This is a genomic window from Nonomuraea glycinis, assembly GCF_014646515.1.
In the GTDB taxonomy this organism is placed as follows: Bacteria; Actinomycetota; Actinomycetes; order Streptosporangiales; family Streptosporangiaceae; genus Nonomuraea; species Nonomuraea glycinis.
Genome location: NZ_BMNK01000006.1, coordinates 210,000 through 234,433 on the forward strand (window position 1 = coordinate 210,000; position 24,434 = coordinate 234,433).

25 protein-coding genes are annotated in these 24,434 nt (G+C 71.3%); 12 read left to right on the top strand and 13 right to left on the bottom strand.

Annotated elements, in window-relative coordinates; translation table 11 throughout:
- The first annotated feature begins 524 nt into the window (after positions 1-524).
- On the top strand, positions 525-1,574 hold the full coding sequence (locus IEY87_RS45850; protein ID WP_225277482.1) for a pseudouridine synthase: 1,050 nt from the start codon (positions 525-527) through the stop codon (positions 1,572-1,574).
- A gap of 220 nt (positions 1,575-1,794) precedes the next feature.
- Here IEY87_RS45850 and IEY87_RS19235 read toward each other — a convergent pair whose 3' ends face one another.
- A complete protein-coding gene (locus tag IEY87_RS19235) occupies positions 1,795-2,937 on the bottom strand; it encodes an RNA-guided endonuclease InsQ/TnpB family protein (RefSeq protein ID WP_189140064.1) in 1,143 nt (380 codons plus the stop codon).
- Between the two features lie 352 nt (positions 2,938-3,289).
- Between IEY87_RS19235 and aroH the strand changes: the two genes are divergently transcribed.
- Together aroH and IEY87_RS19245 are read left to right on the top strand one after the other, a co-directional pair.
- Positions 3,290-3,649, top strand: a complete 360-nt coding sequence (gene aroH / locus IEY87_RS19240; protein WP_189140065.1) for a chorismate mutase — start codon at positions 3,290-3,292, stop codon at positions 3,647-3,649.
- Positions 3,650-3,670: 21 nt separating this feature from the next.
- A complete protein-coding gene (locus IEY87_RS19245; protein WP_189140066.1) occupies positions 3,671-4,765 on the top strand; it encodes a prephenate dehydrogenase in 1,095 nt (364 codons plus the stop codon).
- A 74-nt stretch (positions 4,766-4,839) separates the two neighbouring features.
- Here the strand turns inward: IEY87_RS19245 and IEY87_RS19250 are convergent, their stop codons facing one another.
- Entirely contained in the window at positions 4,840-5,703 is an 864-nt protein-coding gene (locus tag IEY87_RS19250) for a glycosyltransferase family 2 protein (RefSeq protein ID WP_225277483.1), read from the bottom strand.
- 123 nt (positions 5,704-5,826) lie between these two features.
- On the opposite strand from IEY87_RS19250, the gene IEY87_RS19255 reads away from it, so the two are divergent.
- The 5 genes from IEY87_RS19255 to aspS all read left to right on the top strand — a co-directional run bounded on the left by IEY87_RS19255 (position 5,827) and on the right by aspS (position 11,579).
- Positions 5,827-6,459 carry a TetR/AcrR family transcriptional regulator gene (locus tag IEY87_RS19255; protein WP_189140067.1) on the top strand — a complete coding sequence of 211 codons (633 nt, stop codon included), beginning with the start codon at positions 5,827-5,829 and terminating at the stop codon, positions 6,457-6,459.
- A gap of 62 nt (positions 6,460-6,521) precedes the next feature.
- Positions 6,522-7,880: a carotenoid oxygenase family protein gene (locus IEY87_RS19260; protein ID WP_189140068.1), complete on the top strand. Its 1,359-nt coding sequence runs from the start codon at positions 6,522-6,524 to the stop codon at positions 7,878-7,880.
- A 52-nt stretch (positions 7,881-7,932) separates the two neighbouring features.
- Positions 7,933-8,589 (top strand): (d)CMP kinase, encoded by a 657-nt coding sequence (gene cmk, locus IEY87_RS19265; RefSeq protein WP_225277484.1) that lies wholly within the window; start codon positions 7,933-7,935, stop codon positions 8,587-8,589.
- Between the two features lie 30 nt (positions 8,590-8,619).
- On the top strand, positions 8,620-10,014 hold the full coding sequence (gene der, locus IEY87_RS19270) for a ribosome biogenesis GTPase Der (RefSeq protein WP_189140069.1): 1,395 nt from the start codon (positions 8,620-8,622) through the stop codon (positions 10,012-10,014).
- Between the two features lie 299 nt (positions 10,015-10,313).
- Positions 10,314-11,579: an aspartate--tRNA(Asn) ligase gene (aspS, locus tag IEY87_RS19275; protein WP_189140070.1), complete on the top strand. Its 1,266-nt coding sequence runs from the start codon at positions 10,314-10,316 to the stop codon at positions 11,577-11,579.
- Positions 11,580-11,623: 44 nt separating this feature from the next.
- Here aspS and IEY87_RS19280 read toward each other — a convergent pair whose 3' ends face one another.
- The 9 genes from IEY87_RS19280 to IEY87_RS19320 are packed head-to-tail and all read right to left on the bottom strand — an operon-like array spanning position 11,624 to position 20,255.
- The gene (locus IEY87_RS19280; RefSeq protein WP_189140071.1) at positions 11,624-12,991 is read right to left on the bottom strand and encodes a lipopolysaccharide biosynthesis protein; all 1,368 of its coding nucleotides are present in this window, start codon (positions 12,989-12,991) and stop codon (positions 11,624-11,626) included.
- The gene (locus tag IEY87_RS19285) at positions 12,981-14,147 is read right to left on the bottom strand and encodes a DegT/DnrJ/EryC1/StrS family aminotransferase (RefSeq protein ID WP_189140072.1); all 1,167 of its coding nucleotides are present in this window, start codon (positions 14,145-14,147) and stop codon (positions 12,981-12,983) included. The genes IEY87_RS19280 and IEY87_RS19285 overlap by 11 nt, the downstream gene beginning before the upstream one ends.
- The gene (locus tag IEY87_RS19290; RefSeq protein WP_189140073.1) at positions 14,144-15,235 is read right to left on the bottom strand and encodes a GNAT family N-acetyltransferase; all 1,092 of its coding nucleotides are present in this window, start codon (positions 15,233-15,235) and stop codon (positions 14,144-14,146) included. Before IEY87_RS19290 ends, IEY87_RS19285 begins: the two co-directional genes overlap by 4 nt.
- Positions 15,236-15,276: 41 nt before the next feature.
- Positions 15,277-16,806, bottom strand: a complete 1,530-nt coding sequence (locus IEY87_RS19295; RefSeq protein ID WP_189140074.1) for an MFS transporter — start codon at positions 16,804-16,806, stop codon at positions 15,277-15,279.
- Positions 16,803-17,456: an LppX_LprAFG lipoprotein gene (locus IEY87_RS19300; protein ID WP_189140075.1), complete on the bottom strand. Its 654-nt coding sequence runs from the start codon at positions 17,454-17,456 to the stop codon at positions 16,803-16,805. Before IEY87_RS19300 ends, IEY87_RS19295 begins: the two co-directional genes overlap by 4 nt.
- A gap of 59 nt (positions 17,457-17,515) precedes the next feature.
- Positions 17,516-17,974: a MarR family winged helix-turn-helix transcriptional regulator gene (locus tag IEY87_RS19305; RefSeq protein ID WP_189140076.1), complete on the bottom strand. Its 459-nt coding sequence runs from the start codon at positions 17,972-17,974 to the stop codon at positions 17,516-17,518.
- A gap of 41 nt (positions 17,975-18,015) precedes the next feature.
- Complete coding sequence (locus IEY87_RS19310) at positions 18,016-18,192, bottom strand: hypothetical protein (protein WP_189140077.1); 177 nt, start codon at positions 18,190-18,192, stop codon at positions 18,016-18,018.
- Positions 18,193-18,201: 9 nt separating this feature from the next.
- Positions 18,202-18,810: a 4'-phosphopantetheinyl transferase family protein gene (locus IEY87_RS19315; protein ID WP_225277485.1), complete on the bottom strand. Its 609-nt coding sequence runs from the start codon at positions 18,808-18,810 to the stop codon at positions 18,202-18,204.
- Positions 18,811-18,860: 50 nt separating this feature from the next.
- On the bottom strand, positions 18,861-20,255 hold the full coding sequence (locus IEY87_RS19320) for an aminopeptidase P family protein (RefSeq protein ID WP_189140078.1): 1,395 nt from the start codon (positions 20,253-20,255) through the stop codon (positions 18,861-18,863).
- A 157-nt stretch (positions 20,256-20,412) separates the two neighbouring features.
- Here IEY87_RS19320 and IEY87_RS19325 point away from each other — a divergent pair, with 157 nt between their 5' ends.
- Positions 20,413-20,841 (top strand): CBS domain-containing protein, encoded by a 429-nt coding sequence (locus IEY87_RS19325; RefSeq protein WP_189140079.1) that lies wholly within the window; start codon positions 20,413-20,415, stop codon positions 20,839-20,841.
- 41 nt (positions 20,842-20,882) lie between these two features.
- Here the strand turns inward: IEY87_RS19325 and IEY87_RS19330 are convergent, their stop codons facing one another.
- Complete coding sequence (locus tag IEY87_RS19330) at positions 20,883-21,179, bottom strand: hypothetical protein (RefSeq protein WP_189140080.1); 297 nt, start codon at positions 21,177-21,179, stop codon at positions 20,883-20,885.
- A 4-nt stretch (positions 21,180-21,183) separates the two neighbouring features.
- On the opposite strand from IEY87_RS19330, the gene IEY87_RS19335 reads away from it, so the two are divergent.
- The 3 genes from IEY87_RS19335 (at position 21,184) to IEY87_RS19345 (ending at position 23,978) form a co-directional block, all read left to right on the top strand.
- Positions 21,184-21,486 carry an Rv1352/Rv1906c domain-containing protein gene (locus IEY87_RS19335; RefSeq protein WP_189140081.1) on the top strand — a complete coding sequence of 101 codons (303 nt, stop codon included), beginning with the start codon at positions 21,184-21,186 and terminating at the stop codon, positions 21,484-21,486.
- 69 nt (positions 21,487-21,555) lie between these two features.
- Positions 21,556-22,317 carry a cyclase family protein gene (locus tag IEY87_RS19340; RefSeq protein ID WP_189140082.1) on the top strand — a complete coding sequence of 254 codons (762 nt, stop codon included), beginning with the start codon at positions 21,556-21,558 and terminating at the stop codon, positions 22,315-22,317.
- Positions 22,314-23,978 carry a thiamine pyrophosphate-binding protein gene (locus tag IEY87_RS19345; RefSeq protein ID WP_189140083.1) on the top strand — a complete coding sequence of 555 codons (1,665 nt, stop codon included), beginning with the start codon at positions 22,314-22,316 and terminating at the stop codon, positions 23,976-23,978. Before IEY87_RS19340 ends, IEY87_RS19345 begins: the two co-directional genes overlap by 4 nt.
- Here the strand turns inward: IEY87_RS19345 and IEY87_RS19350 are convergent.
- Positions 23,975-24,349, bottom strand: a complete 375-nt coding sequence (locus IEY87_RS19350; protein WP_189140084.1) for a PTS-dependent dihydroxyacetone kinase phosphotransferase subunit DhaM — start codon at positions 24,347-24,349, stop codon at positions 23,975-23,977. The genes IEY87_RS19345 and IEY87_RS19350 overlap by 4 nt on opposite strands.
- Positions 24,350-24,434: the final 85 nt, after the last annotated feature.

The window sequence follows — 24,434 nt, forward strand, 5'->3', positions numbered from 1 at the left end:
TCCGCGCCGACCGTGGCGGGGCCCGCACCAGGTACGGCAGGTCGCCTGGGCGTGACAGCCGCGAGCGTACGGGCTTCGCCGGCGGCAGGTCCGAGCGCGGCTACGACTCCCGCCCCGGCGGCCGCGAGAGCTATGGCTCCCGCGAGGGCTCCAGCTCCCGCGAGGGCTACGGCTCAGCATCTCGTGAGGGCTACGGCTCGACTTCGCGCGAGCGCTCCGGTTCTACCTCCCGCGACGGCTATGGTTCCCGCGAGGGTTCCGGCTCCCGTGGGGGCTACGGTTCCCGCGAGGGTTCCGGTTCCGCCTCCCGGGACGGTTACGGGTCGACCTCCCGTGAGGGTTCCGCTCACCGCGAGGGTGAGGGCTATCGCTCCCGTGAGGGCTACAGCTCCGCACCCCGTGAGGGCTACAGCTCCGCACCCCGTGAGGGCTCGACGTCTCGTGGTGACTTCCGCTCGGACTCGCGTGGCGGCCGTGACGAGGGCCGTACGGGCTCGCGGGACGATCGTGGCGGGTCCCGTCCGGTGCGCGGCGGTGGTGACCGCGAGGACCGTGGCGGGTTCAAGGCCGACCGCAGCGGGCGCAGGGAAGGCGCCTCCCAGGGGGGCACGACCCGCGCCAGGTTCGGCAGGCGTGATGAGGGAGCCGGCCGTACCCGGGACGGTGGCCGTACCCCGAGACGAGATGACGTGCAGACGGTCGGCGGCTCGCCGCGCGCCGGCTACGGCGACAGCCGTGGCGGGCGGGCGCAGGCGCCCAGGGACCGGTTCAAGACGGCGCGTCAGCCGATGCGTGACCCCGCCCTCTTCCCCGCCGGCTACACCGACGAGCGGGACACCACCGAGGTGCCCGGCGGCGTCCGGCTGCAGAAGGTGCTCGCCCAGGCGGGCGTGGCCAGCCGGCGTGCCTGCGAGGAGATGATCGGTGACGGTCGTGTCACCGTGAACGGGCAGGTCGTGCGGCGGTTCGGGGCCAAGGTGGACCCGGCCACGCAGATCATCCACGTGGACGGCAAGCGCATCCCGACCGCGCCCGACCTGGTCTACTACGCGCTGAACAAGCCCATCGGCGTGGTCTCCACCATGGACGACCCGCAGGGGCGGCCGTGCCTGGCCGACTATGTGGAGGAGCTCGCGCCGCGGCTGTTCCACGTGGGCCGGCTCGACACCGAGACCGAGGGCCTGCTGCTGCTGACCAACGACGGTGAGCTGGCCAACCGGCTGACGCACCCGAGCTATGGCGTGCAGAAGAAATACTGGGCCAAGGTCCCCGGCCCGATCCCGCGTGACCTGGGCCGCAGGCTCAAGCAGGGGATCGAGCTGGAGGACGGCCTGGCCAAGGCCGACAGCTTCGCGATCGTGCAGGAGCACGGCCAGCAGGCGCTGGTCGAGGTGGTGCTGCACGAGGGCCGCAAGCATGTCGTACGGCGCATGCTCGAAGAGGCGGGTCACCGGATCATCGACCTGGCCAGGATCGAGTTCGGGCCCGTCAAGCTGGGCCGTACCAAGCCCGGCACCATCAGGTCGCTGAGCCTGAAGGAAGTAGGCGAACTGTACGCGGCCGTGAAGCTTTGACTTCATCCCGCCGCGAGACGGGAGTCTCCCGTCTCGCGGCGGGGTGTTTACTGCTGCTTCTACGCCGCGTGCGCGGTGGAGGTTTCGGGCGGTGCCAGGTTCGGGATCGCCTTGCCTGGTCTTACCTGCCCTTCACAGTCGTTTCGGGTGTCCGCCAGCCCGGCGGCCACGTCATGCACCGACCCCATATCGTGCGGGCCGTTTGAGTCGTTCAGGCCGTTCACATCGTTCGGGTTTTCAGGCGGATGCCTTCGGCCAGGATGTTGAGTGCGGCGGCGATGTCACGGTCGTGGTGCTCGCCGCAGGAGAGGCAGTCCCAGACACGGACATCCAGGCTGAGCTTCCCGATCCGGTGGCCGCAGCAGGGGCACAGCTGGGAGGAGGGATACCAGCGGTCGATGGTGATGAAGCTGCGGCCGTAGCGGGCGGCTTTGCCTTCCAGCAGGCGTAGGAAGGTGCCCCAGGAGGCGTCGTTGACGCTCTTGGCCAGTCTGCCCCGCGCCAGTCCTCGCACGGCCAGGCCCTCGACCGCCACCACTTGGTTCTCGCGGACGATCGTGGTGCTGGTCCGGTGCAGGAAGTTCCGGCGGGCATCGCTGACCTTGGCGTGCTGACGGGCGACTTTGATGCGGGCTTTGGTGCGGTTGGCGCTGCCCTTCTTCTTGCGTGACAGGGCACGCTGAAGTTTCTTCAGCTTGCGTTCCCTGCGGCGCAGCCACTTCGGGTTGGCGATCTTTTCGCCGTCGGAGGTGACCGCGTAGTGGGTCAGACCGAGATCGATCCCCGTCTCCGCATCACTGCGGGGGAAGGCCTGGCTGTCGTCCGGCACGTCAACGACAAAGGAGGCGAAATATCTGCCCGCCGCGTCCTTGACGACCGTCACGCTCGACGGCGGAGCGGGGAGCTCGCGCGACCACCGCACCTCGATCTCACCGATCTTCGCCAGATACAACGCATTCCCAGCACCGCCGGGGCGGAGCCTGAATGCGGTGGTGGTGAACCGGGCCGACTGGCGGTGATCACGGCGCGACTTGAACACCGGCAACCCCACCTTCGGGCCCTTACGCTTGCCCGACACCGAAGCGAAAAAGTTGCCATAGGCCACGTCCAGGTCCCGCAGCGACTGCTGCAACGGCACCGGGGACACCTGTCCGAGCCAGTCCCGTTCAGGAGTGCGCTTGGCGGCGGTGATGCAGATCTGCTGCAACCGTGGGCCACTGATCCGTGCCCTGTCGGCTTTCCACGCGGCTTTACGTCGGGCCAGCGCGTCGTTCCATACTGCCCGGACACACCCGAACAACCGAGCCAGAGACGCTTGCTGGGGCGCGTCCGGGTACAGCCGGTAGTTGTAGCGCAGCTTCACTGAACACCACCCCTCTCCATGACCACAAACACAACCACTAACACTGTGCAATGGATCGCACACTTTCCGCGAACTCGAACATGCTAGCGGCTACTCCCATGTCCAAGCCAGACGCATACCGACGCGGCATGCATCAATCGGCAACGCCGACCAGCGCGACCGGTCCATGGTCCGCACCACGCACTCCTGCCTGGTTGCCCCGCCTACCGGCAGGCCATCCCCTGACGGGAACCGCATTCATCCCCAGCCTGAAGGCCAGGGCTTTTTGCGGACCTTTGGTAGCCTGGCCAGAACGCAGGAGCCCGTGCGAATCTCCGCACGGGCTCTCCCGCTTATAGAAGGAGCGAAGCGCATGGTGAGGGCGATCCGCGGGGCCATCCAGGTGGGTGCCAACGACCGCGACTCGATCATCGAGGGGACGACCGAGCTGGTCGCCCAGATCATGGCGCGCAACGAGCTCACCACGGATGACGTGATCAGCGTGCTGTTCACGGCGACGCCCGACCTGACCGCGGAGTTTCCCGCGCTGGCGGCGCGCAAGCTGGGCTTCCACGATGTGCCGCTGATCTGCACCACCGAGATCGACGTGCCCGGCGCGCTGCCCCGGGTGGTGCGGCTCATGGCGCATGTGGAGACCGACCGGCCGCGCGCCGCCATCCAGCACGTCTACCTGCGTGGCGCCGTCGCGCTGCGCCAGGACATCGCTCAGTAATCAAGCATCCGGGACGAAGACATGGCCTCCGAACTCCGCACCGTTCTGGTGGTGGGCACCGGTCTCATCGGCACCTCGCTGGCGCTGGCGCTGCGTCAGAAGGGCGTGCGGGTGCTGCTCGCCGACCGTGACCAGGGCGCCGTCCGGCTGGCGCGCGAGCTGGGCGCGGGGGAGGAATGGCAGCCGGACGAGCGGCGGGCGGAGGCGATCGACCTCGCGGTGATCGCGGTGCCGCCGGGCCAGGTCGCCGACGAGCTGCTGTCGCTGCAGAAGGGCGGCGTCGCCCGGTTCTACACCGACGTGGCGAGCGTCAAGGCGGAGCCGATCGAGTGCGCCGCCCGGCTCGGCTGCGATCTGACCAGCTATGTGGCTTCTCATCCCCTCGCCGGGCGGGAGAAGTCCGGGCCCGGCGCGGGCCGCGCGGACCTGTTCCTGGGCCGGCCGTGGGCGATCTGCCCGACGGCCGAGGCGTCCGGCGCGGCCAGGGCGGCCGTGCTGCGGCTGATCGAGCTGTGCGGCGCCAACCCGGTCGAGGTGGACGCCGTCGATCACGACAGGGCGGTGGCGGTCGTCTCGCACGCTCCGCATGTGGCCGCGGCGGCGGTCGCGGCGCGCCTGTCCGACGCCACCGAGGTCGCGCTCGGCCTGGCGGGGCAGGGGGTGCGCGACGTGACCCGGATCGCGGGCGGCGACCCCGGCCTGTGGCTGGGCATCCTGTCGGGCAACGCCGCCCCGGTCGCCGAGGTGCTGGAGGCGGTCTCCCACGACCTGGCCGAGGCCGCGTCCGCGCTGCGCGCGCTGGCCGACGGCGACGGCACGGCACACGGCGAGATCACCCAGTTGCTCAAGCGCGGCGTCGCGGGCCACGACCGCATCCCGGGCAAGCACGGCGGCCCGGCTCCCGCCTACGTCGTCGTCCAGGTCGTCATCGGCGACCGTCCGGGCCAGCTCGCCCGGCTCTTCCAGATCTGCGACGAGGTCGGGGTCAACGTCGAGGACGTGCGCCTGGAGCACGCGCCCGGCCTGCCGCTCGGCATCGCGGAGCTGTCGGTGCAGCCGGACTCGGCCCCGGTGCTCGCCCAGGCCCTGCGCGAACGCGACTGGCAGCTTCCCTGACGCTGGACGCCTGACGCCCGACGCCGGAGGCTGGACTGGGGAAGGGCGCGGCGCTGACTTTGCCACCCCTTCGGTCACGTACCGTGATCGCGCTCGAGGGTGCGGCGTGCCTGCTCGACGTCGGGTGGGAGCTGCCGGCGCTGGGCCAGCGCCTGGGGCAGGCGTGGCAGCGTCGTACGCAGTCCGCGCCAGCCCAGGGGGCCGCGGCGCAGGGCGCCGAGCGAGCGCAGGGCCACCACGCGCCAGGGGCGGCGCAGGACGGCGGTGAGCACGGCGTTGCGCACCGCCAGCGCCTGCCGTCCGGCGGGGTCGCGGGGCGGCGACGGATGGTGGTGCGCCACCACGGCGTCGACGTAGGCGAGCCCCCAGCCCTGGGCGGCCAGGTCCATGGCCAGGCGCTCCTCCTCGCCGAAGAAGAAGATCACCTCGTCGAATCCGCCCGCTTCCAGAAACGCCTTCTTGCGCACCACCGCCCCGCACGCCAGGAAGCCGAGCACGCTGGGCCCCGGAAGGTCGTCCTGTACGCCGAGAGGTGAGCGCCGCATCTCCTCGCTCACCGGATCGAGCCGCTGCTCGGCCCCGACGAGGACGCGGGCGCCGAGCATGGCCAGCCGTGGGTGGGCGTCGAGGACGTCGGCGGCCAGGTCCAGCGCGCCGGCGGCCCACCAGGAGTCGTCGTCGGCGAAGGCCACGTAGGGCGTCTCGGCCAGCTCGACGCCCAGGTTGCGGGCGGGCGCGCCCAGGTTGCGGCCGGCCTCGACGACGCGCACGTGCGGGAAGTGGCGCTGGACGAAGCCGACGGTGCCGTCCGTGGAGCCGTTGTCGACCAGGATCACCGGGCTGGGATGGTGGGGGAGCGAGCGCTGGAGCGCGCGGAGCCGGTTCATGGTGGCGACCACCACCGTCACCCTGCCGGCCATGTCTCTCAAATCCGCCATCTCGGCTCCTTCGCCCCATGCCTTCCTTTCCGGGAACACCGCGCTTACTCGTGCTTGACGGGGCGTTGAGAGGGGCGTACAAAGAGTGGGTAACAGTGTTACCGGACAGAAACGATGTTTCGGATGAGCGCCACCACTTATCAGCAAGCCCAGCGCGAGGGCCAGGATGTCGTCAGGGCCGCGATCCTGGACGCGGCCACGCACCTCCTGATCACCGAAGGCCCGGCCTCACTGACCGTGCGCCGCATCTCCGCCGAGGTCGGCTGCTCCACCAAAGTGATCTACACGCTCTTCGGCGGCAAGGACGGGCTCAGCGAGGCGCTCTGGCTGGAGGGGTTCGCCAGGTTCGAGCGGCGGTTGCTGGCCGCGCCCCCTGGCCCGGACGCCATGACGCACCTGCGGGCCGGTATCGACGCCTACCGGAGCTACGCGCTGGACCAGCCGGACTATTACCGCGTCATGTTCCAAGGGGGCGTGCCCGGCTTCACCCCGAGCCCTGCGGCCAGGCAGGAGGCGAAGAGGTCCTTCGACCTGCTCGTGGCCGGGGTCCGCCGCTGCCTGGCGCACGGGCTGCTGCACGGCGGCTCCGACGCGGAGATCGCCGACGTGCTCTGGATGGCCATGCACGGCGCGGTCAGCCTGGAGCTCGCGGGCTTCTTCGACCGAGCCGAGGGGGAGCAGCGCTACCGGCTGCTCTGCGCCTCGGTGCTCAGCCCTTTCCTGACAGGCGACGTTCCTGACGCACGGTGTTCCTGACGCACGACATTCCGTCCCGACACGCGACGTTCCTTCATGACGCACGACGAGAGGATCCCCTGATGTCGACGCCTTACCGAGGTGGTCTCGCCCCCGTCACCGACGAGATCACCGCCTTCGACCTGGCGGTCACCGGCCGCATCCCCGCCGAGCTCAACGGCCGCTACCTGCGCAACGGCCCCAACCCGCTCGGCCTCGACGACCCGGGCGCCTCCCACCTGTTCCTGGGCGAGGGCATGGTGCACGGGGTGCGGCTGCGCGACGGCCGCGCCGAGTGGTACCGCAACCGGTGGGTGCGCAGCGCCGAGGTCGCCCGGCGGCTCGGCGAGGAGCCGAGGCCCGGCCCCACGCACGGCGGCATGGACTTCGCGGCCAACACGCACGTGATCGGTGTGGCCGGCCGTACGTTCGCGACCGTGGAGGCGGGGGCGCTGCCGTACGAGCTCAGCTACGAGCTCGACACGATCGGCGCGTGCGACTTCGACGGCGGGCTGCCCGGCGGATACGCCGCGCACACCCACCTGGACCCGGCCACAGGCGAGTTGCACGCGATGGCGTACTTCTTCGGCTGGGACCACCACCAGCACATCGTGCTCGACGCCAAGGGCACCGTCACGCGGACCACGGACATCCCCATCGCGGACGCGCCCATGATGCACGACTTCGCGCTGACCGAGCGGTTCGTGGTGCTCTACGACCTGCCCGTCACCTTCAGCATGGCGCACGCCGAGAAGGGCACGCCGCTGCCGTACGCGTGGAACGACGAGCACGCCTCCCGGCTCGGGCTGCTGTCCCGCCGGACCGGCGAGGTGCGCTGGTTCGAGGTGAACCCGTGCTGGGTCTTCCACACGCTCAACGCCTACGACGACGGCGACCAGGTCGTGGTCGACGTGGTGCGCTACCCCAAGCGCTTCGTCGACGCCCGCCTCGACACGGGCGGCACCCCCACGCTGGACCGCTGGCGGATCGACCTGGCGTCGGGCACGGTGCGCGAGACCCGGCTGGACGATCGGACGCAGGAGTTCCCGCGGATGAACGAGCGGCTCACCGGCAGGCCGTACCGCTACGGCTATACCGTGGCCACCCATGACCTGGTCGATGTGGTCCACCAGCGGGACCTGGCCATGGAGGACCTCCCGGACGTGGCGTTCGACAACACGCTCATCAAGCACGACCTGGAGCGCGGCACCCAGCAGGAGCGGCGGTTCGGCCGGGACGCCTACGTGGGGGAGCCGGTGTTCGTGGAGTCGGGCGAGGGCGAGGACGACGGCTATGTGATGACCTTCGTCAACGATCCGGAGCGGGGCGCGGCCGACCTGGTGATCCTGTCGGCGCAGGACTTCACCGGCGAGCCGGTCGCCACCGTGCACCTGCCGGCCCGGGTGCCGCTCGGCTTCCACGGCAGCTGGGTGAGTGACTGACCGGGAGGCGGTAACCTCTTCAGGTTAGGTCAAACGTGAAGAGGGAGAGACCGTGGCCGGTCTGGTCATCGCCATGGACGGCCCTTCGGGGTCGGGCAAGTCGAGCGCGTCGCGCGGAGTCGCTCGCGCGCTGGGACTGCGTTACCTGGACACCGGGGCACAATACCGGGCGATGACCTGGTGGATGCTCCGGCAGGGCGTCGACCTCGCCGATCAGGCCGCGGTCGCGGCCCGCTCCGGCGAGCCCGAGATCGTCTCCGGCACCGACCCCGACGCCCCGTCCATCCAGGTCGACGGCGTCGACGTGGGTGAGCCGATCAGGCAGGACGAGGTGACCTCCGCGGTCTCCGCCGTGGCGGCGGTGCCGCAGGTGCGGGCGCGGCTCGTCGCGCTCCAGCAGGAGATCGTCGGCACCGGTGACATCGTGGTCGAAGGCCGCGACATCGGCTCCGTCGTCGCCCCGGACGCGCCCGTCAAAATCTATCTGACGGCCAGCGCCGAGGCCCGGGCCCAGCGCCGTTCGGCGGAGCTGACCGGCACCACCGCGCGAGCGCAGCAGGCCGCCATGGCCAGGCGCGACACGCTGGACTCGACACGCAAGACAGATCCACTCTCGCTGGCGGATGGCGCCATCGAGCTCGACACCACCGCGCTCAACCTCGAAGAGGTCATCGCGGAGGTGCTGAGACTGGTCAAGGAGCGCACCTGAGGGTGCGGGACTCTAAAAGGATGAGACATCGTGTCCACGGGGAATTGGGTCGAGGCTGACCTCGACGAGCTAGACGTGACCGAGGAAACGGCCGACAGCACTCCGCTGCCGGTCGTGGCCATCGTCGGACGGCCGAATGTCGGCAAGTCCACACTGGTCAACCGCATCATCGGCCGCCGCGAGGCGGTCGTCGAGGACGTGCCGGGTGTGACCCGCGACCGCGTCACCTACGAAGCCAACTGGCGCGGACGCCGGTTCACCGTCGTCGACACCGGCGGCTGGGACCCTGACGCCACCGGGATGAACCTGCGCATCGCCGAGCAGGCGCAGATCGCCGCCGAGCTGGCGGACGTGATCGTGTTCGTGGTCGACGCGACCGTGGGCGCCACCGACGCCGACGAGATCGTGGGCTCCATCCTGCGTCAGTCCGGCAAGCCGGTCATCCTGACCGCCAACAAGGTCGACAACCAGCAGATCGAGATGGAGGCCGCGGCCCTGTGGTCGCTCGGCCTCGGCGAGCCGCACGCCGTCTCCGCCCTGCACGGCCGCTCCAGCGGCGACCTGCTCGACGTGGTGCTCGAGGCGCTGCCGGAGACGCCGGCGGTGACGTTCGGCGACAAGCGCGGGCCCGCCCGGGTGGCGCTGCTCGGCAAGCCCAACGTGGGCAAGTCCTCCCTGCTCAACAAGCTCGCGGGGCAGGAGCGGGTGCTGGTCGACCCGATGGCCGGCACCACCCGCGACCCGGTCGACGAGCTGATCGAGCTCGGTGACAAGACCTGGCGGTTCGTCGACACCGCGGGCATCCGGCGGCGCGACCGCGAGCTGCAGGGCGCCGACTTCTACGCCGCCATGCGCACCAGGGCCGCGCTCGACCGCTCGGAGGTGGCGATCGTGCTGATCGACGCCAGCGAGCCGCTCACCGAGCAGGACCTGCGCATCATCAGCCTGGTGATCGAGTCCGGCAGGGCCATGGTGGTGGCCTTCAACAAGTGGGACCTCGTCGACGAGGACCGCCGCTACTACCTGGAGCGGGAGATCGACAGGCAGCTCGTCCGCACCCCGTGGGCGCTGCGCGTCAACATCTCCGCACTGACCGGCCGCCACATGGACCGGCTCGTGCCCGCGCTGGAGAAGGCGCTGGACTCCTGGTCCACCCGGGTGCCGACGTCCAGGCTCAACGCGTTCCTGACCGACCTGGTGCACGCGACGCCGCCGCCGGTGCGCAGCGGCAAGCAGCCGAAGATCCTGTTCGCCACGCAGGCGTCGACCGAGCCGCCCAAGTTCGTGCTGTTCACCTCGGGCTGGCTGGAGGACACCTACCGCCGCTTCATCGAGCGCCGGATCCGCGAGGAGTTCGGCTTCGCCGGATCGCCGATCGAGGTCACGATGAAGATCCGGGAGAAGCGGCAGAAGAAGGATCGCTGACGCCGCCGAATCGCGTTGCCTGACGAGAGCCCGCCTGGGTACGATCCACGGCAACGCGTAGACGGAGACGAGTAGCCAGGGCCCGCGCGGGCCGAGAGAGCCGCCGACCGCTGAAAAGGCGGCCCCGCGCCCCCTGGCGAAGACACTCCCGAGTGCGGGGAGGAAATGCCCCGCCGGTCTGACCCCCGTCATCGGGTCGTGGAGGCCGCCCCTCGCGGGCGGCGAAAGTGCGGTGGCACCGGGAGCCCCTTCTCCCCCGCACTCCCAAGGGGTCATGCACTTCCTCGTGAGGAGTTGTGATGATCTCTCGTGTCCTGTCGGCGGAGCTCACCGAGCACGCCGGCCAACGAGTGACGATCGCCGGCTGGGTCCATCGCCGCCGGCTGCTGAAATCCGTGTCCTTCCTCGTCATCCGGGACCGCGCCGGGCTGGCGCAGGCCGTCTGCCACGGCGGCGACCTGCCCGGCGAGGAGAGCGTCGTCGAGGTCACCGGGACCGTGACGGCCAACCCCCGGGCGCCGGGCGGTGTCGAGCTCACCGGCCCCGAGCTGCACGTGCTGTCCGAGCCGGTCGAGGCGCCGCCGTTCGACCTCTACCGCCCGGTCGTGCCGGCCACCCTGCCGACGATCCTCGACCACGCCCCGGTCACCCTGCGGCACCCGGCGCTCAGAGCTCCGCTGGAGATCTCGGCGGCGAGCGTGGCAGGCTTCCGGGCGGTGCTCGACCGGCTCGGCTTCACCGAGGTCCACACCCCGAAGATCGTGGCCTCGGCGACCGAGTCCGGCGCGAACGTCTTCGGCATCGACTACTTCGGCCGCCCCGCCTACCTCGCGCAGTCGCCGCAGTTCTACAAACAGGCGATGGTGGGGGTGTTCGAGCGGGTCTACGAGGTGGGGCCGGTCTTCCGGGCCGAGCCGCACGACACCGTCCGCCACCTGGCCCAGTACACCAGTCTCGACGCGGAGCTGGGCTTCGTGCGCGACCACCGCGAGGTGATGGCGGTGCTGCGCGAGGCGGTGGCGGGCATGCTGGAGTCCGTACGCGAGCGGGCCGCCGCAGCCGTCGCCACGCTCGGCCTGACGCTGCCCGAGGTGCCCGCCGAGATCCCGGCCGTGCACTTCACCGAGGCGCAGCGGATGACCGGCGAGGACGAGCCGGACCTGTCCCCGGCCCAGGAGCGGTGGCTGTCGCGGTGGGCGCTGACGGAGCACGGCTCGGAGTTCCTGTTCGTGACCGGCTACCCGATGGCCAAGCGGCCCTTCTACACCCATCCCGACCCGGCGCGTCCCGGCTACTCCAACGGCTTCGACCTGCTGTTCCGTGGGCTGGAGCTGGTGACCGGCGGCCAGCGGCTGCACCGGCACCGCGACTACCTGCGAGCGCTGGCCGAGCGGGGTGAGAGCGCGGCGCCGTACGAGGGCTATCTTCAGGCGTTCGCGTACGGGATGCCGCCGCACGGCGGGTTCGCCATCGGGCTGGAGCGCTGGACGGCGCGCCTGACCGGCGCGGCCAACATCCGCCAGGCCGCCGCTTTCCCGCGCGACCTGCACCGGCTCTCGCCGTGACCGCTTGACCCGCCGCCCCCGGGCCCGCCCCGGGGGCGGCCGGGTCAGGACTCGGTACGGGAGAGCGCCACGATCCTGCGCAGCCCGGGAAGCACGCACAGCCCGGTCACCGTCTGGCTGATCAGCAGTCCGTAGCCCACCCCGGTGACGCCGAAGCCCGGGAACAGCGCGATGACGCTGCCGAACACCAGCACCGTCATGCCGATCTGGATCATCGCGAGCTTCCTGGCCTCGCTGCGCGCCCGCAGTGTGCCCAGCCGGATCTCCACCAGCGCCATCGGCAGCACGCCCAGCGCCATCAGGCGCAGCAGCGGGGTGCCGGCCTCGGACAGCTCGGAGCCGAAGACGAGCAGGATCAGCGGGGCCGCCGCGATGACGACCGCCACGATGGGCCCGACGATGAGGAAGGTGCGGCGCAGCGCGTTGCGGGTGGTCTGGGCGAGGCGGGCGGAGTCGAGGGAGCCCTCGACCGTCAGCGAGACCGCCATGTTCGCCGCCAGCAGGCCCATCATGCAGCCGAGCGTGTGGGTCACCGAGAAGTAGCCGAACTGCGCGGGGTCGTTCAGCCAGGCGCCGACCATGACGGGCACCAGGTAGAGGACCAGGAGCGTGGACAGGGTGCCGGAGAAGTCACCGGCCACGAACCTGCCGATCTCGCGCAGCCCCGGCGGGACGGTGTGCTGGGCGGCGGTCCTGGTCACGTGCTGGGGAATCGCCCGCCGGAAGATGAGCCAGCTGATCGGGATCAGCGCCGCCGCGGTGGGAACGATCCAAGAGACGAAGATCCCGCCGAACAGCCCGCCCTGGGGCAGCGCGAACGCCAGCGCCACCAGCAGGCCCATCTTCAGCACGCCGAACAGGGTGCTGTTGACCGGCACCCAGACGGCCTGACGCAGCCCGGCCAGCACCACGTCCTGCAAGGTGAAGATCGTCCAGACGAGCACCGAGGCGAGGAAGAACAGCGCGGGCAGCAGGCCGTCCAGCTCCGCGTACGCCGGTCCCCACAGGGGCAGGGTCAGCAGGAAGACCAGCGCCGCCAGCACGGCGGTGACCCCGGCGACGCCGTAGCCACGCAGGATCAGTTTCGCGGTGCCGCGCCCGGAGATCGGGATGAATCTGGCCATGACCCCGACGAAGGCGAGCCCGACCAGCGAGGAGAACAGGCGCATGGCCGTGATCATCAGTTGCCCCTCGCCGAACGCGGCGGGGCTGTAGAGCCGTACGGCCAGGAACCAGTAGCCCAGGCCCAGCACGGCGGTGGCGGCCGTGTTGGCCATCAGCGCGTAGCCCTGCAGGAACAGCGGGTTGCGCAGGTCGGTCCGCAGCCTGCGCACCAGGCCGAGCCCTGCCTTGGGGGCGGGTCCGGTCTGCTGGGGTGCGTCACTGGCCATCTCGGGTGGGTTACCGGCCATGGGGCGGGGGTCCTTCCGGCGCGGGATGATCGAGGGGCCGTACGCCGAGCCGCTCCAGCAGCCGCACCATGCGGGCGGCGTCGAGCGGGTCGGCGGGCAGCACGTGGCTCGTCCACCAGCGCGCGATCTCAGGCGTGGGGCCTTGGGGAATCATTGACAGGTAATCGTCCAGCGGCGGATCGTAGATGAAGCCGGGCACCACGCCCTGCCCCTCCAGCGCGGTGACGGCCTCGTCCCGGTCCGCGACGAGCAGCGGCACCCGCAGGAGCGGCTGGACCGGCGCCTCGCGGACGCCCTGCGCCGCCCAGGGGGTGGCGCGCAGCAGCTCGACCCCGGCCATGCTGCGGTCCCGCTCGCGGTCGATCACCTTCATCCGGGAGCGCTGGAAGCGCAGGAGCGCCGACCCGGCGCGTGCCCGCCAGTCGTCCAGGTCGATGCGGAGCCACGGGTCCATCGCCGCGAGGTCACCGGACGCCTTGGCCACCTCCGCCGCCGTCGTGGGGTAGCGGTGCCCGGTCCAGGTGACCAGGCCGAGCCGCTTGAGCGCGTGCCAGACCGGCCGGACGAGCCCGGTGCGGTAGATCGTCTCGCGGAGCACCGGCCGGAGCACCGCGCCCAGTCTCGCGCCGCCGGGCAGCAGGAGCTCCTCGCGCGCCGCGGCCAGCTCGGCCAGCGCGCCGGGGTCGGCGGTGGTGAGGAAGCCCCCGGACATCGCCCGCCCGTGCTTGGCCAGGCTGAAGACGCCCGCCTGCCCGGACAGGCCGGCCGGGCGCCCGTCGGCCACGGTCTGGAAGGCGTGCGCGGCGTCGTCGATGAGGACCAGCCCGCGGCGGTCGCACTCGGCGCGCAGCTCGGCCACCCGGTCGGGCTGGCCGTACAGGTGCGTGGTGAGCACGCCGGCTAGGCCGGTCCAGTCGACGCGGGGCACGTCGATGTTGCCGTCGCGCCACGACACCGGCGCCATCACCGGGGTGAGCCCGGCCGCGAGCGCGATGAACAGCACGGTCTCGCAGTTGGTGGGGGAGATCAGCACCCGGTCGCCGGGGGCGAACCAGTGGCGCAGTGCCAGCAGCAGCCCGAACCGCGCGGACGGCACGTGCAGGCAGCCCTGGCCGATCCGCTCGGCCATGGCGGACTCGAGGTCGGCGACCTTCATCGAGGCTCGCCCTTCGTCCGGATGCGGCCGTAGCTCTTGAGCGCCCGGTCCGCGAGCCGGTAGATGGCCGGGGTGTCCAGCATCCGCTGCCGCACCCGGCGCACCGGCTCCGTGCGCGCCCAGTGGACGCCCGCCTGGAGCGTGTGCCGGCGGACGATGCCCTCGCTCACCGGCGTGGTCCGGCTCTCCAGCGCGCTTTTGTACTCATAGCCCGCGCCGACGCTGAGGTCGAGGGCGTCCAGGCCGAGGGCGGCCGCGTCCTCGGCCATCCGCAGGTGCTGGATCAGGCCGGGTGAATACTTGGAGAAGGCCGGATCGTAGGCGGGGAACCAGCCGATCAGGGTCGAGTGCGAGCGCAGCCCGAAATGGCCCGCCACCGGCTGTCCGCCGGCGTACAGCATGGACAGCACGCCGCCGAAGTCCTTGGTGTCGATGGCGTGCAGCCGCTCGACGAGCCGCACCACCCAGTCCTTGCTGAAGCGGTCAGGGCGGCCGATGCGCAGATACTGGGCGGACTTCCATTCCCTTAACAGGCGGAACTGCTCGTCGGAGTCGACCGCGAACACGTGGGTCACCTCGCCGACGTCGCGGCCGAGTTTGCGCTCTTTGTACTGGGTGCTCTTCAGGAACTTCGGGGACCTGGCCTTCAGCTTCTCCTCGTAGGCCGGGTAGCCGTCACTCAGGTCGAGCAGCGTCGCCTCCAGGCTCTGCCTGATGTAGGGGGCGAACCAGGGCTGCCGCTCCACCAGGCAGCCGAACTCCCAGACGTGCAGCCCGCAGGCCTGCAGCAGCGCGTCCACGTCGAATTCGGCTCCCGGACGGTGGATCACCCCCTGGGACAGCGACACCCACGAGCCCACGGCCGCGCCCACGCCGCCGGTGCGCTCGTACGGCAGGAAACCGGCGATGCCCGCCTCGTCGCGCACGATGAGCACCCGCACCCGATCGTCCACCTCGCCCATGGCGAGGGTGAAGTCGGGGCTGAGAAACGGATTGGCCAGATGGGGCTGGGCACGCTGCATCTCGCGCCACGCGGCAATATCGGAGGCGCTCAACTCATGAGGACGGATCACTGTGAATTCCGGCATCTCACTCCTTCAGAATTTCGCCAAAAGGGAAACAAGTGATCTTACCGGCTTAAATGCGACTGGGTGGGAATGTCGGCCTGACGTCCGCTGATGAACATGGCCACACCCGCCCCCAGAAGGCAGAGAACCGCCGTGATCAAAAACATCTCCGTGTATTCGACATGTAACGCCGCCCGCACCTTGGCCGTATAGTCAGCCAGCCGCTCGGCGAAGACGGCCTGGTCGACGCCGAACGGCACCGGGGTGTCGAGATGCGCGGTCAGCGACTGAAAACGGTAGAAGCCCCACGCCGACACCGAGGCGATGCCGATCAGCATCCCCATCATCCTCGCCACCACGACCGCCGCCGACGCCACCCCGTGCTGCGCGGACGGAGTCACCCGCAGCACCGCCGCCGACACCGGCGCGATCACCAGGCCCACGCCGAGCCCGGCCACCACCAGATCGACGTCCATCACGAACCGGGCACCGGCCAGGTCCAGCGGCCAGCGGCTCATCAGCGCGTAACCTACGGCCGCCACGAGCAGGCCCGCCACCGTGACGACCCGGTCGCCGAGCCGGCGGGTCAGCAGGCCGCCCAGCAGCGCGCCGACCGGCAGCGCGATGAGGAACCTGCCCAGCACGAGCGAGGCTTCCAGCGCCTCCATCCCCAGCAGCGTCTGCGCGGTGAACTGCACGAACACCATCGTCACCAGCAGCGCCGCGCCGGTCAGGAAGCTCACGCCGAGCGAGGCCAGCAGCGGCCCCTTCCTGACGCCCGTCAGGTCGAGCAGGCGCACGGGGGAGCGGATCTCCCACCACACGAACGCCGCCGCCACCACGAGCCCGGCCGCGATGACGGGCACCCCCCAGGGCGGCAGGATCGCCTTGGCGGGATCGGGATTGTAGAGCCCGACGACGAGCAGCCCGAGCGCCAGGGCGAGCAGCGCGCCGCCGACGCCGTCGATCCGGCCCGCCGCCCGCTCCGTCCGCACCGGCGCCTTGGGGATGCCGAACTGCACGGCCAGCGCCGCGGCGAGCGCCAGCGGCAGGTTGATCCAGAAGATGGCGTGCCAGCGGCCCAGCTCCAGGCCGAACACCGGCGCGCTCGGGATCAGCGCCAGCACCCCGCCGTAGATCGGGCCCAGCGCGCTGCCCAGCTCCTGCGCCGCGCCCACCGCGCCGAGGGCCAGCGGACGCTCGCGCTCGCCCCACAGGTCGCCGATCAGCGCCATGGTGATCGGCAGCAGCGCGCCACCGGCCACCCCCTGGACCGTGCGGCCCGCCACCACCGTCACTTCCCCGGTCGCCAACGCCGTCAGCACCGAGCCGGCGGCGAACGCCGCCAGGCAGGCGTGGATCAGCGGCCGCCGCCCGTAACGGTCCGACAACCGGCCGAGCAGCGGCATCGCGGCGATGTACCCCAGGAGGAAGCCCGTGACCACGGGGGTGGCCCGCTCCAGGCGGTTGAGGGGGATGCCGAGATCGGCGGCGATGTCGATGAGGACGGTCACGACCACGTAGGCGTCGAGCGCGGCGAGCAGCACCACCGCCCCGCCCACGCCGAGCGCGACCCGGCGGGCGCGCCTCATCCGGCCGTGGGAGGCGGCGTGACCGTCACCGGCGCGTCGTAGTCGCTCAATGACACCGTCACCCCGCCGTTCTGCAGCGGCAGCTCGACCTTGGTGAGCCTGCTGCTGGCCTTGTCGACCCAGACCTTGCCGTTGACGGCCTGCGTGACCCCCGGCACCAGCGTGCCGAGCGTCTGCGCGGAGAAGGTGGTGGCCACCCGGTAGGCGCCGGCCTCCTCGGCCTCCACGCTGGCCTCCGCCGCCGAGCTGAGCAGCTGCGCGATGCCCTTGGTGGGGCTGAGGATCAGCGAGGGGTCGTAGAGCTGGGCGAGCTGCTGCCTGGTCATCTTCTGGAAGCCGCCGGTCGGCCCCTTGAAGTGCACGGTGTCGCCGATCAGGGCGAAGGACACCTCCTGCAGGCTGCCCAGCACGTCCAGCGTGATCGTCCCGTCGGCGTCGCCCGCCGCGGTCAGCCGGCCGTCGGCCTTCTTGACCGGCACGTTCGGCTTGCCCTCGGTGGCGATCGAGAAAGTGGCCGATTTGACGGTCTTCATCGCCTCGGCGGCCTTCTTCATCAGGTCGGGCCCGGCGGGCAGCTCCTCGCCGGCGCCTGACGAGCAGGCTGACAGCACGGCGAAGACGAGGGCGGAGGCGAGGAGCTTTCTGAGCATGAGCGGATCGTAGCGAGCGTGCGGAAAGGCCGCGCGCCGTCGCCGATATCGGTTGGGTGTCAGCGCAGCTTTTTCAGATGCTCGACGATCGGATCGTAGGCGTTGACCAGCTCTTCGAGCTGGTCGTCGGTGAGCCGGTCCACGAAGTGCTCGCGGACGCCGGTCACGTGCACGGGAGCCACCCGCTGGATCGTCGCCCACCCTTCGTCGGTGAGCACCGCGTAGGTGCCGCGCCGGTCGTCGGGACAGCCCTCCCGCATGACCAGGCCCTTGATCTCCATCCGGGAGATCTGGTGGGACAGGCGGCTGCGCGACTGGATCGTCGCGTCGGCCAGGTCGCTCATCCGCATCCGCCGGTCGGGGCTCTCCGAGAGGTTGACCAGGATCTCGTAGTCGTTCAGGGACAGGGCGTGCTCCTGCAGCTCCCGGTCCAGGCGGTGCATGAGAAGCTTGTGCAGGGCCAGGTGGGTGCGCCAGGCACGCTGCTCGGCGGGGGAAAGCCAGCGAGGCGCGCTCATGATTGCCAATCTAGCGTACGAAGAGTAACCAACGGGGTCGGCTAGTGGAAGGCCATCACGATCGCCACGCCCACCACGTGCATGAGCACGACGGCGACGAGCAGCGAGACGAAGACGAACTTGGCCGGTCCATGCTCGAACGTCTTGCCCTCTTCGAGTGGCTTGCGCGCGGCAACGCGGTCGGCGATACGCTCTTCGAGAGGCTTACGGTAGAACATGTCTCCAGGCTATCCGCTGATAGGCCGCCTACCGGCTTCCGCATCGGTGATAACGGCCACTATGATGTCCGGCTCCACGCGCCACTCCAGCAGATGCCGGCCCGTCCAGTCCTGCTCTGCGGCGCCCATCCGGTCCAGGGTCAGCTCGCCGCGCTTGATCAGCGCCTCCTTGCGCGTCCAGTGCCTGATCAGCTCGTCGTTGCCGGTGACCAGCGCCCGCTCGCGCGGGGTCAGCGCCAGGCCGGCCAGCGCCTGGTCGAGCGGCCCCGCCGGGATCCGCTCCGCGTCCACCCCCACGCGGCCGGGCCCGGCCGCCGCGCACACGTAACCGCGCGTGTGGCTGAAGCTCACCCCCAGGTCCGGGGCCTGCTCAAGGTACGGCCTGCCGTGCCCGGGCCCGTGCGTGTCGCAGTGCTGCAGCAGCGTCAGCTCCTCGGCCCGGACGCCCAGGACCGCGGCGGCGCAGATCCGTACCAGCAGGTGGGCGGCCGTGAACGAGCGGCGGTCGGCGTCGAACCTGAACCTCGCGGCCCGCTCGCGCTCCACCTCGGTCAGCCACTCCTCGGGCGCGCGCACCTCCTCGGGCCGCCCGCCCATCGCCACCGGGCCGATCGTCATGGGCGTGTCTCCTCCTTCGTGGGGGATCTCAGCCGAGTTCGTGGGGGATCTCAGCCGAGGAGGGCCGACATCCAGGTCTCCACCTCGTCCGGGTGGCGGGGGAGTGCCGAGGACATCAGCCGGGCGCCGTCGGCCGTGATCACCAGGTCGTCCTCGATGCGCACCCCCAGCCCGCGGAACTCCGCCGGCAGCGTGAGGTCGTCCGGCTGCAGGTAGAGGCCGGGCTCGACGGTCAGCACCTGGCCCTCTTCCAGCACCCCGTCCAGGTAGGTCTCCGCCCGGGCCTTGGCGCAGTCGTGCACGTCGAGGCCGAGCATGTGGCCGCTGCTGCAGAGCGTGTACCGGCGGTAGAGGCCCGACTCCATCAGCGCGTCGGGTGAGTCGGTCAGCACCCCCCACTCGTGCAGCCCCTCGCAGATGACGCGCATGGCGGCCAGGTGGAAGTCACGGAAGCGGGCGCCCGGCCTGAGCGTGCCGATGGCCGCCTCCTGCGCGGCGTGGACGAGCTCGTACACCTGCCGCTGCACCGGGCTGAAGCGGCCTGACAGCGGGAGCGTGCGGGTGATGTCGGCGGTGTAGAGGGTGTCGGACTCGACGCCCGCGTCCAGCAGGAGCAGGTCGTCCGGGCGCAGGGCGCCGTCGTTGCGGATCCAGTGCAGGACGCAGGCGTGCGCGCCGGAGGCGACGATGCTGTCGTAGCCGGCCGCGTTGCCCTCCAGCCGCGAACGCAGCCCGAACACGCCCTCCACATAGCGTTCGCCGCGCGGGTGCCCGAGCGCCCGCGGCAGGGCGCGCACCACGTCCTCGAAGCCGAGGGCGGTGGCGTCGACGGCCTTCTGCAGCTCGCCGACCTCCCACTCGTCCTTGATCAGCCGCATCTCCGACAGGAAGCCCTCGAATTCGGCGTCGCCCTCGCCCGGATCCACCATCGCGTCCACCGACGGGTCCACCCCGCGCAGCACCCTGGCCGGGCCCTTCAGGTCGAGCTCGCGCAGGTGCGCGCACTCCACCTGGTAGAGCTCCGCGGCCTCGGCCAGATCCGGCCTGCGGCCCACCCAGAACTCGCCGTAGCGGCGGTCACGGTAGAACTCCTCGCCCTCCTCGCGCGGCGAGCGCGGCCTGACGTACAGCCGGGCCTCGCCGGACGGCTCGATGACGAGCACGTCTCCCGGCTCGCTCGCGCCCGTCAGGTAGGAGTAGGCGCTGTGCGGCCGGAACCGGTGGTCGCTGTCGTTGCTGCGCACCTTGAGCGTCCCCGACGGCACGACGAGCCGCTCGCCGGGGAAGCGGTCCGCCAGCGCGGCCCGCCGCTTGGCCGCCCACGGGGCGACCGCCACCGCCGGCACGCCGGTGCGCCGGGTGTCGGCCCACCCCGTGCGCATGAACGCGGTCAGCTCCTCGGTGACGGGCAGATCATGGCTTCCGATGTTGAGCGGCTCGGTCATACGTGTCCCTGCGGGTGGTTTCGCGTGGTTTTCTGTACGCGCAGCTTAACGGCACTCCCTTGACGCCGTCCCTACCAGCGCGCTTGCCTTGGAACCAGGTCGAGCGGAGCGCTTTAGCCGGGTCCCGCTCGGGTAACTGAAGGCCGAGGTGGTGCAGATGCTCATCGGTACGATCCTGCGCGGCAAGGGAAGCGACGTCACGACGGTGACGCCGGAGTCAACCGTCCGCGAACTACTGGCACAGCTGGCCGAGCGGAACATCGGAGCGGTCGTGGTCTCCCCTGACGGGGTCACGATCACGGGGATCGTCTCCGAGCGTGACGTGGTGCGCCGCCTGCACGACCGGGGCGCCGCGATCCTCGACGAGCCGGTCTCGTCGATCATGACCGCCGAGGTCCGTACGGTCGGACCGGGCGACAACGTGGAAGAGCTCCGCACGACGATGACCACCCACCGGGTGCGGCACATGCCGGTGGTCGAGAACGGCCTTTTGATCGGCATCGTCAGCATCGGTGACGTGGTCAAGAGCGCCATCGAGGAGCTGGAGATCGAGAAGGCGTCGCTGGTGGACTATTTGCAGCGTTGACGCGGGTGGGACGCTGTCCAGGTGATGTACGGGCCCTCTGATTACCCACGCGCGTCGAGCAGTCCGACGATCATCCTGCTCGTGTCCGGGATGGCCGCGGTGCTGGGGTTCCTCCTCGGGTTCCTGACCGGGATGGGCTCGGGTGAGACGTCGTCCTCACCCGCGCCCAGGGTCACGGTGACGGTGGAGGGCACGACCCCTGCCGAGCAGCCGCCCGCCCAGCCCTCCGCGTCCCCTTCGGCCACCGCCCCGCCCGCGACCTCCGGGCCCCCGGCGACGGGGGCCCCTTCGACGGGAGCCCCCTCCACGGGATCACCGGCCACAGGAGCCCCGTCCACGGGCGTGCCTTCCACGGGCGTGCCGCAGACGGGGCTGCCCGAGGACGGGACGGGCGCCGACCTGCTCGGCGCTTTCGGGGCCATGCGCACGCTCGTCGTCGGCGTGGACATCCAGCCGGGCACCTACCGGACCACCGGCCCCATCACCGGCGTCGACAAGTGCTACTGGGCCCGCCTGGACAGCACCGGCGGCGACGCCGGGGACGTGATCGCGGCCGGACTGCCGCCGGGCCCCGCCAGCGTCACCATCCTCGCCACGGACAAGGGCTTCCAGACGGCGGGCTGCGCGGAGTGGACCAAGGGGTGACACCTCGAACGGTGTTTGCACAGGCCATGCGCGCGTAGCAGACTGCCCTCAGCCACCAAGGAGGATGACATGTCGGTGTTGCGGAGCTTTATGGACAGCGTGCGTAACGGCTCGATCGAGGTGATCGACCTGACCGCTCCCTTGACCGAGAAGACACCGATCCTCCAGTTGCCCGAGCCGTTCAGCAACACGATCCCGTTCCGGCTGGAGGAGATCAGCCGCTACGACGACCGCGGCCCCGCCTGGTACTGGAACGACATCCACACCGGCGAGCACACCGGCACCCACTTCGACGCGCCGATCCACTGGGTGACCGGGGCCGACGGGCAGGACGTCTCCCAGGTGCCGGTGACCAGCCTGCTGGCGCCCGCCGTGGTGCTCGACTTCGCCGCCCAGGCCGCCGAGGACCCCGACTTCCTGCTCCAGATCGAGCACGTCCAGGAGTGGGAGCGGGTCAACGGCGCCCTGCCCGACGGCGGCTGGCTCCTCTACCGCACCGGCTGGGATGCCAGGTCCGACGACCAGGACCAGTTCCTGAACGGCGCGCGCACCCCCGGCATCTCCGTCGAGTGCGCGAAGTGGCTGGCCGAGGAGACGCCGATCCTCGGGGTGGGGGTGGAGACCGTCGGCACCGACGCGGGTGCCGCCCACTCCTTCGAGCCCGCGTTCCCCTGCCACTCCTTCCTGCTCGGCGCGGGCAAGTACGGCCTGACCCAGCTGCGCGGCCTCGACCGCCTGCCGGTGACCGGGGCCGTGGTGGTGGCCCCGCCGCTGCCCATCGTGGGCGGCTCCGGCAGCCCGGTGCGAGTCCTGGCCCTGGTCGAGCGTTGATCGTCGCCGATGCCGTCGGCGGGGTTCTCGCCGCGGCGGGGGCCGAGGTGGTCTTCGGCGTGGTCGGCAGCGGCAACTTCCACGTCACCAACGCGCTCGTCCGCCACGGCGCGCGGTTCGTCGCGGCCCGGCACGAGGGCGGCGCGGCCACCATGGCCGACGCCTACGCCCGGATGAGCGGCAAGCTCGCGGTCGTCTCCGTGCACCAGGGCCCCGGCTTCACCAACGCGCTCACCGGGCTCGCCGAGGCGGCCAAGAGCCGGACCCCGATGGTGGTGCTGGCCGGGGAGGCCACCGACGCCCGCTCCAACTTCGCCATGGACCAGGACGCGGTGGCCCGCGCGGTGGGCGCGGTGCCCATGCGCGCCGGCGACCCGGGCACGGCCGGGCAGGACGCGCTGGAGGCGTTCCGGATCGCCGTCGAGGAGCGGCGCACGGTCCTGCTCAACCTCCCGCTCGACGTGCAGGCGGCGGCGGCCGGGGAGTCCTGGGAGCGGCTGGAGCGCGCGGCCGGTCGGCTCCGCGACCGGCCTTCGCCCGTTCCGGTGGACGCCCTGCCGGAGGAGGTGGCGGCGCTGGGGCGGCTGCTCATGGCGTCCCGTCGGCCGGTGTTCGTCGCCGGGCGCGGGGCGCGCCGGGCCCGGCGCGAGCTGGAGGAGCTGGCCGAACTCGTTGGCGCCCTGCTGGCCACCTCGGCGGTGGCCCGGGGCCTGTTCCGGGGCAGCCCGTGGGACCTGGACGTGAGCGGCGGGTTCGCCACGCCGCTGGCCGCCGAGCTGATCCGCGACGCGGACCTGGTGGTGGGCTGGGGGTGCGGGCTCAACATGTGGACCACCCGGCACGGGGCGTTGATCGGGCCGGAGGCGAAGGTCGTCCAGGTTGATCTCGAGCGGGCGGCCGTGGGCCGTTACGTGCCCGCGGACCTCGGCGTGGTGGGGGACGTGGCGCGGGTGGCCCGGCAGGTCCGGGACATCGTCGAGCCCTCCGGGCCGCGCGAGGAGCGGGGTTACCGGTCGGCGGTGGTGGCCGGGCGGGTCCGGGAGGAGGGGCGGTGGCGGGCGGTGCCGTACACCGACGAGGGTGGCGACGGGCGGATCGACCCGCGGACACTCACGATCGGGCTGGACGACCTGCTCCCCGACGAACGGCTCGTCTCCACTGATTCCGGAAATTTCATGGGATATCCCGCGATGATGCTGGATGTCCCTGATGAGGCAGGCTTCTGCTTCACGCAGGCGTTCCAGGCGGTCGGGCTGGGGCTGGCCACCGCCATCGGCGCCGCCGTCGCGCGGCCGGACCGGCTGCCGGTGGCCGCGCTCGGTGACGGCGGGGCCCTGATGAGCGCCGCCGAGCTGGAGACCGTCGTACGCCTCGGGCTGCCGATGCTCGTCGTGGTCTACGACGACGAGGCCTACGGCGCGGAGGTGCACCACTTCGGGCCGCACGGGCACCCGCTGGACACGGTCAGGTTCCCGCCCGCCGACCTGGCGGCCATCGCCCGGGGGCACGGGTTCGACGCCGTCACGGTCACCGAGCCCGCCGACCTGGCCGGGGTGGCCGGCTGGCTGACGGGGCCGCGGGACCGCCCGCTGCTCGTCAACGCCAAGGTCACCCGTGAGCGCCCGTCCTGGTGGCTGGAGGAGGCGTTCAGGGGGCACTAGAGCTTGCGGTGACCGCGCGCCTCCTCGGCGGCGGCGAGCACGCCGGCCAGCGGCAGGCCGCCGCCCGACGCCACGGCCGCCGAGACGGCGCCCTCGACGAACGGCACGTCCGCCAGCACGATCCGCCCCGGCACCTCCAGCAGCCGGGCGGTGAGTACCGAGCTGCCCAGGTCGGGGATGAGAACGACCCCGTCGCCCTGGTCGGCGTCCCGGACCGCCCGCTCGATCAGGTCCACGCTGGCGCCCAGCCCGCCGTCCTCGGTGCCCCCCGCCGCCACGATCGGCACCCGCTCCCCGGCGATCCCCCGCGCCAGCGCCACCGCCTCCTCCGCCAGCCCCGCACTATGGGACACCAGCACCACACCCACCATCAGCAGACCTCCGCCGCGAGCCCGGCGCCGTGGACGATCCCGGCCATCACAAGACCGCCGCACTGCGGGACGGCGCCGAGCGCCT

Excerpts from the sequence above, each read along its gene's own strand:
- IEY87_RS19255 (WP_189140067.1), top strand. The coding sequence starts at position 5,827 with ATGAGCGCCACCACTTATCAGCAAGCCCAGCGCGAGGGCCAGGATGTC.
- IEY87_RS19310 (WP_189140077.1), bottom strand. The coding sequence starts at position 18,192 with ATGTTCTACCGTAAGCCTCTCGAAGAGCGTATCGCCGACCGCGTTGCC.
- IEY87_RS19300 (WP_189140075.1), bottom strand. The coding sequence starts at position 17,456 with ATGCTCAGAAAGCTCCTCGCCTCCGCCCTCGTCTTCGCCGTGCTGTCA.
- IEY87_RS19350 (WP_189140084.1), bottom strand. The coding sequence starts at position 24,349 with ATGGTGGGTGTGGTGCTGGTGTCCCATAGTGCGGGGCTGGCGGAGGAG.
- IEY87_RS19280 (WP_189140071.1), bottom strand. The coding sequence starts at position 12,991 with ATGGCCGGTAACCCACCCGAGATGGCCAGTGACGCACCCCAGCAGACC.
- IEY87_RS19260 (WP_189140068.1), top strand. The coding sequence starts at position 6,522 with ATGTCGACGCCTTACCGAGGTGGTCTCGCCCCCGTCACCGACGAGATC.
- IEY87_RS19295 (WP_189140074.1), bottom strand. The coding sequence starts at position 16,806 with ATGAGGCGCGCCCGCCGGGTCGCGCTCGGCGTGGGCGGGGCGGTGGTG.
- IEY87_RS19245 (WP_189140066.1), top strand. The coding sequence starts at position 3,671 with ATGGCCTCCGAACTCCGCACCGTTCTGGTGGTGGGCACCGGTCTCATC.
- IEY87_RS19320 (WP_189140078.1), bottom strand. The coding sequence starts at position 20,255 with ATGACCGAGCCGCTCAACATCGGAAGCCATGATCTGCCCGTCACCGAG.
- aroH (WP_189140065.1), top strand. The coding sequence starts at position 3,290 with ATGGTGAGGGCGATCCGCGGGGCCATCCAGGTGGGTGCCAACGACCGC.
- aspS (WP_189140070.1), top strand. The coding sequence starts at position 10,314 with ATGATCTCTCGTGTCCTGTCGGCGGAGCTCACCGAGCACGCCGGCCAA.
- IEY87_RS19315 (WP_225277485.1), bottom strand. The coding sequence starts at position 18,810 with ATGACGATCGGCCCGGTGGCGATGGGCGGGCGGCCCGAGGAGGTGCGC.
- IEY87_RS19285 (WP_189140072.1), bottom strand. The coding sequence starts at position 14,147 with ATGAAGGTCGCCGACCTCGAGTCCGCCATGGCCGAGCGGATCGGCCAG.
- IEY87_RS19305 (WP_189140076.1), bottom strand. The coding sequence starts at position 17,974 with ATGAGCGCGCCTCGCTGGCTTTCCCCCGCCGAGCAGCGTGCCTGGCGC.
- IEY87_RS19250 (WP_225277483.1), bottom strand. The coding sequence starts at position 5,703 with ATGGCGGATTTGAGAGACATGGCCGGCAGGGTGACGGTGGTGGTCGCC.
- IEY87_RS19325 (WP_189140079.1), top strand. The coding sequence starts at position 20,413 with ATGCTCATCGGTACGATCCTGCGCGGCAAGGGAAGCGACGTCACGACG.
- IEY87_RS19290 (WP_189140073.1), bottom strand. The coding sequence starts at position 15,235 with ATGCCGGAATTCACAGTGATCCGTCCTCATGAGTTGAGCGCCTCCGAT.
- IEY87_RS19340 (WP_189140082.1), top strand. The coding sequence starts at position 21,556 with ATGTCGGTGTTGCGGAGCTTTATGGACAGCGTGCGTAACGGCTCGATC.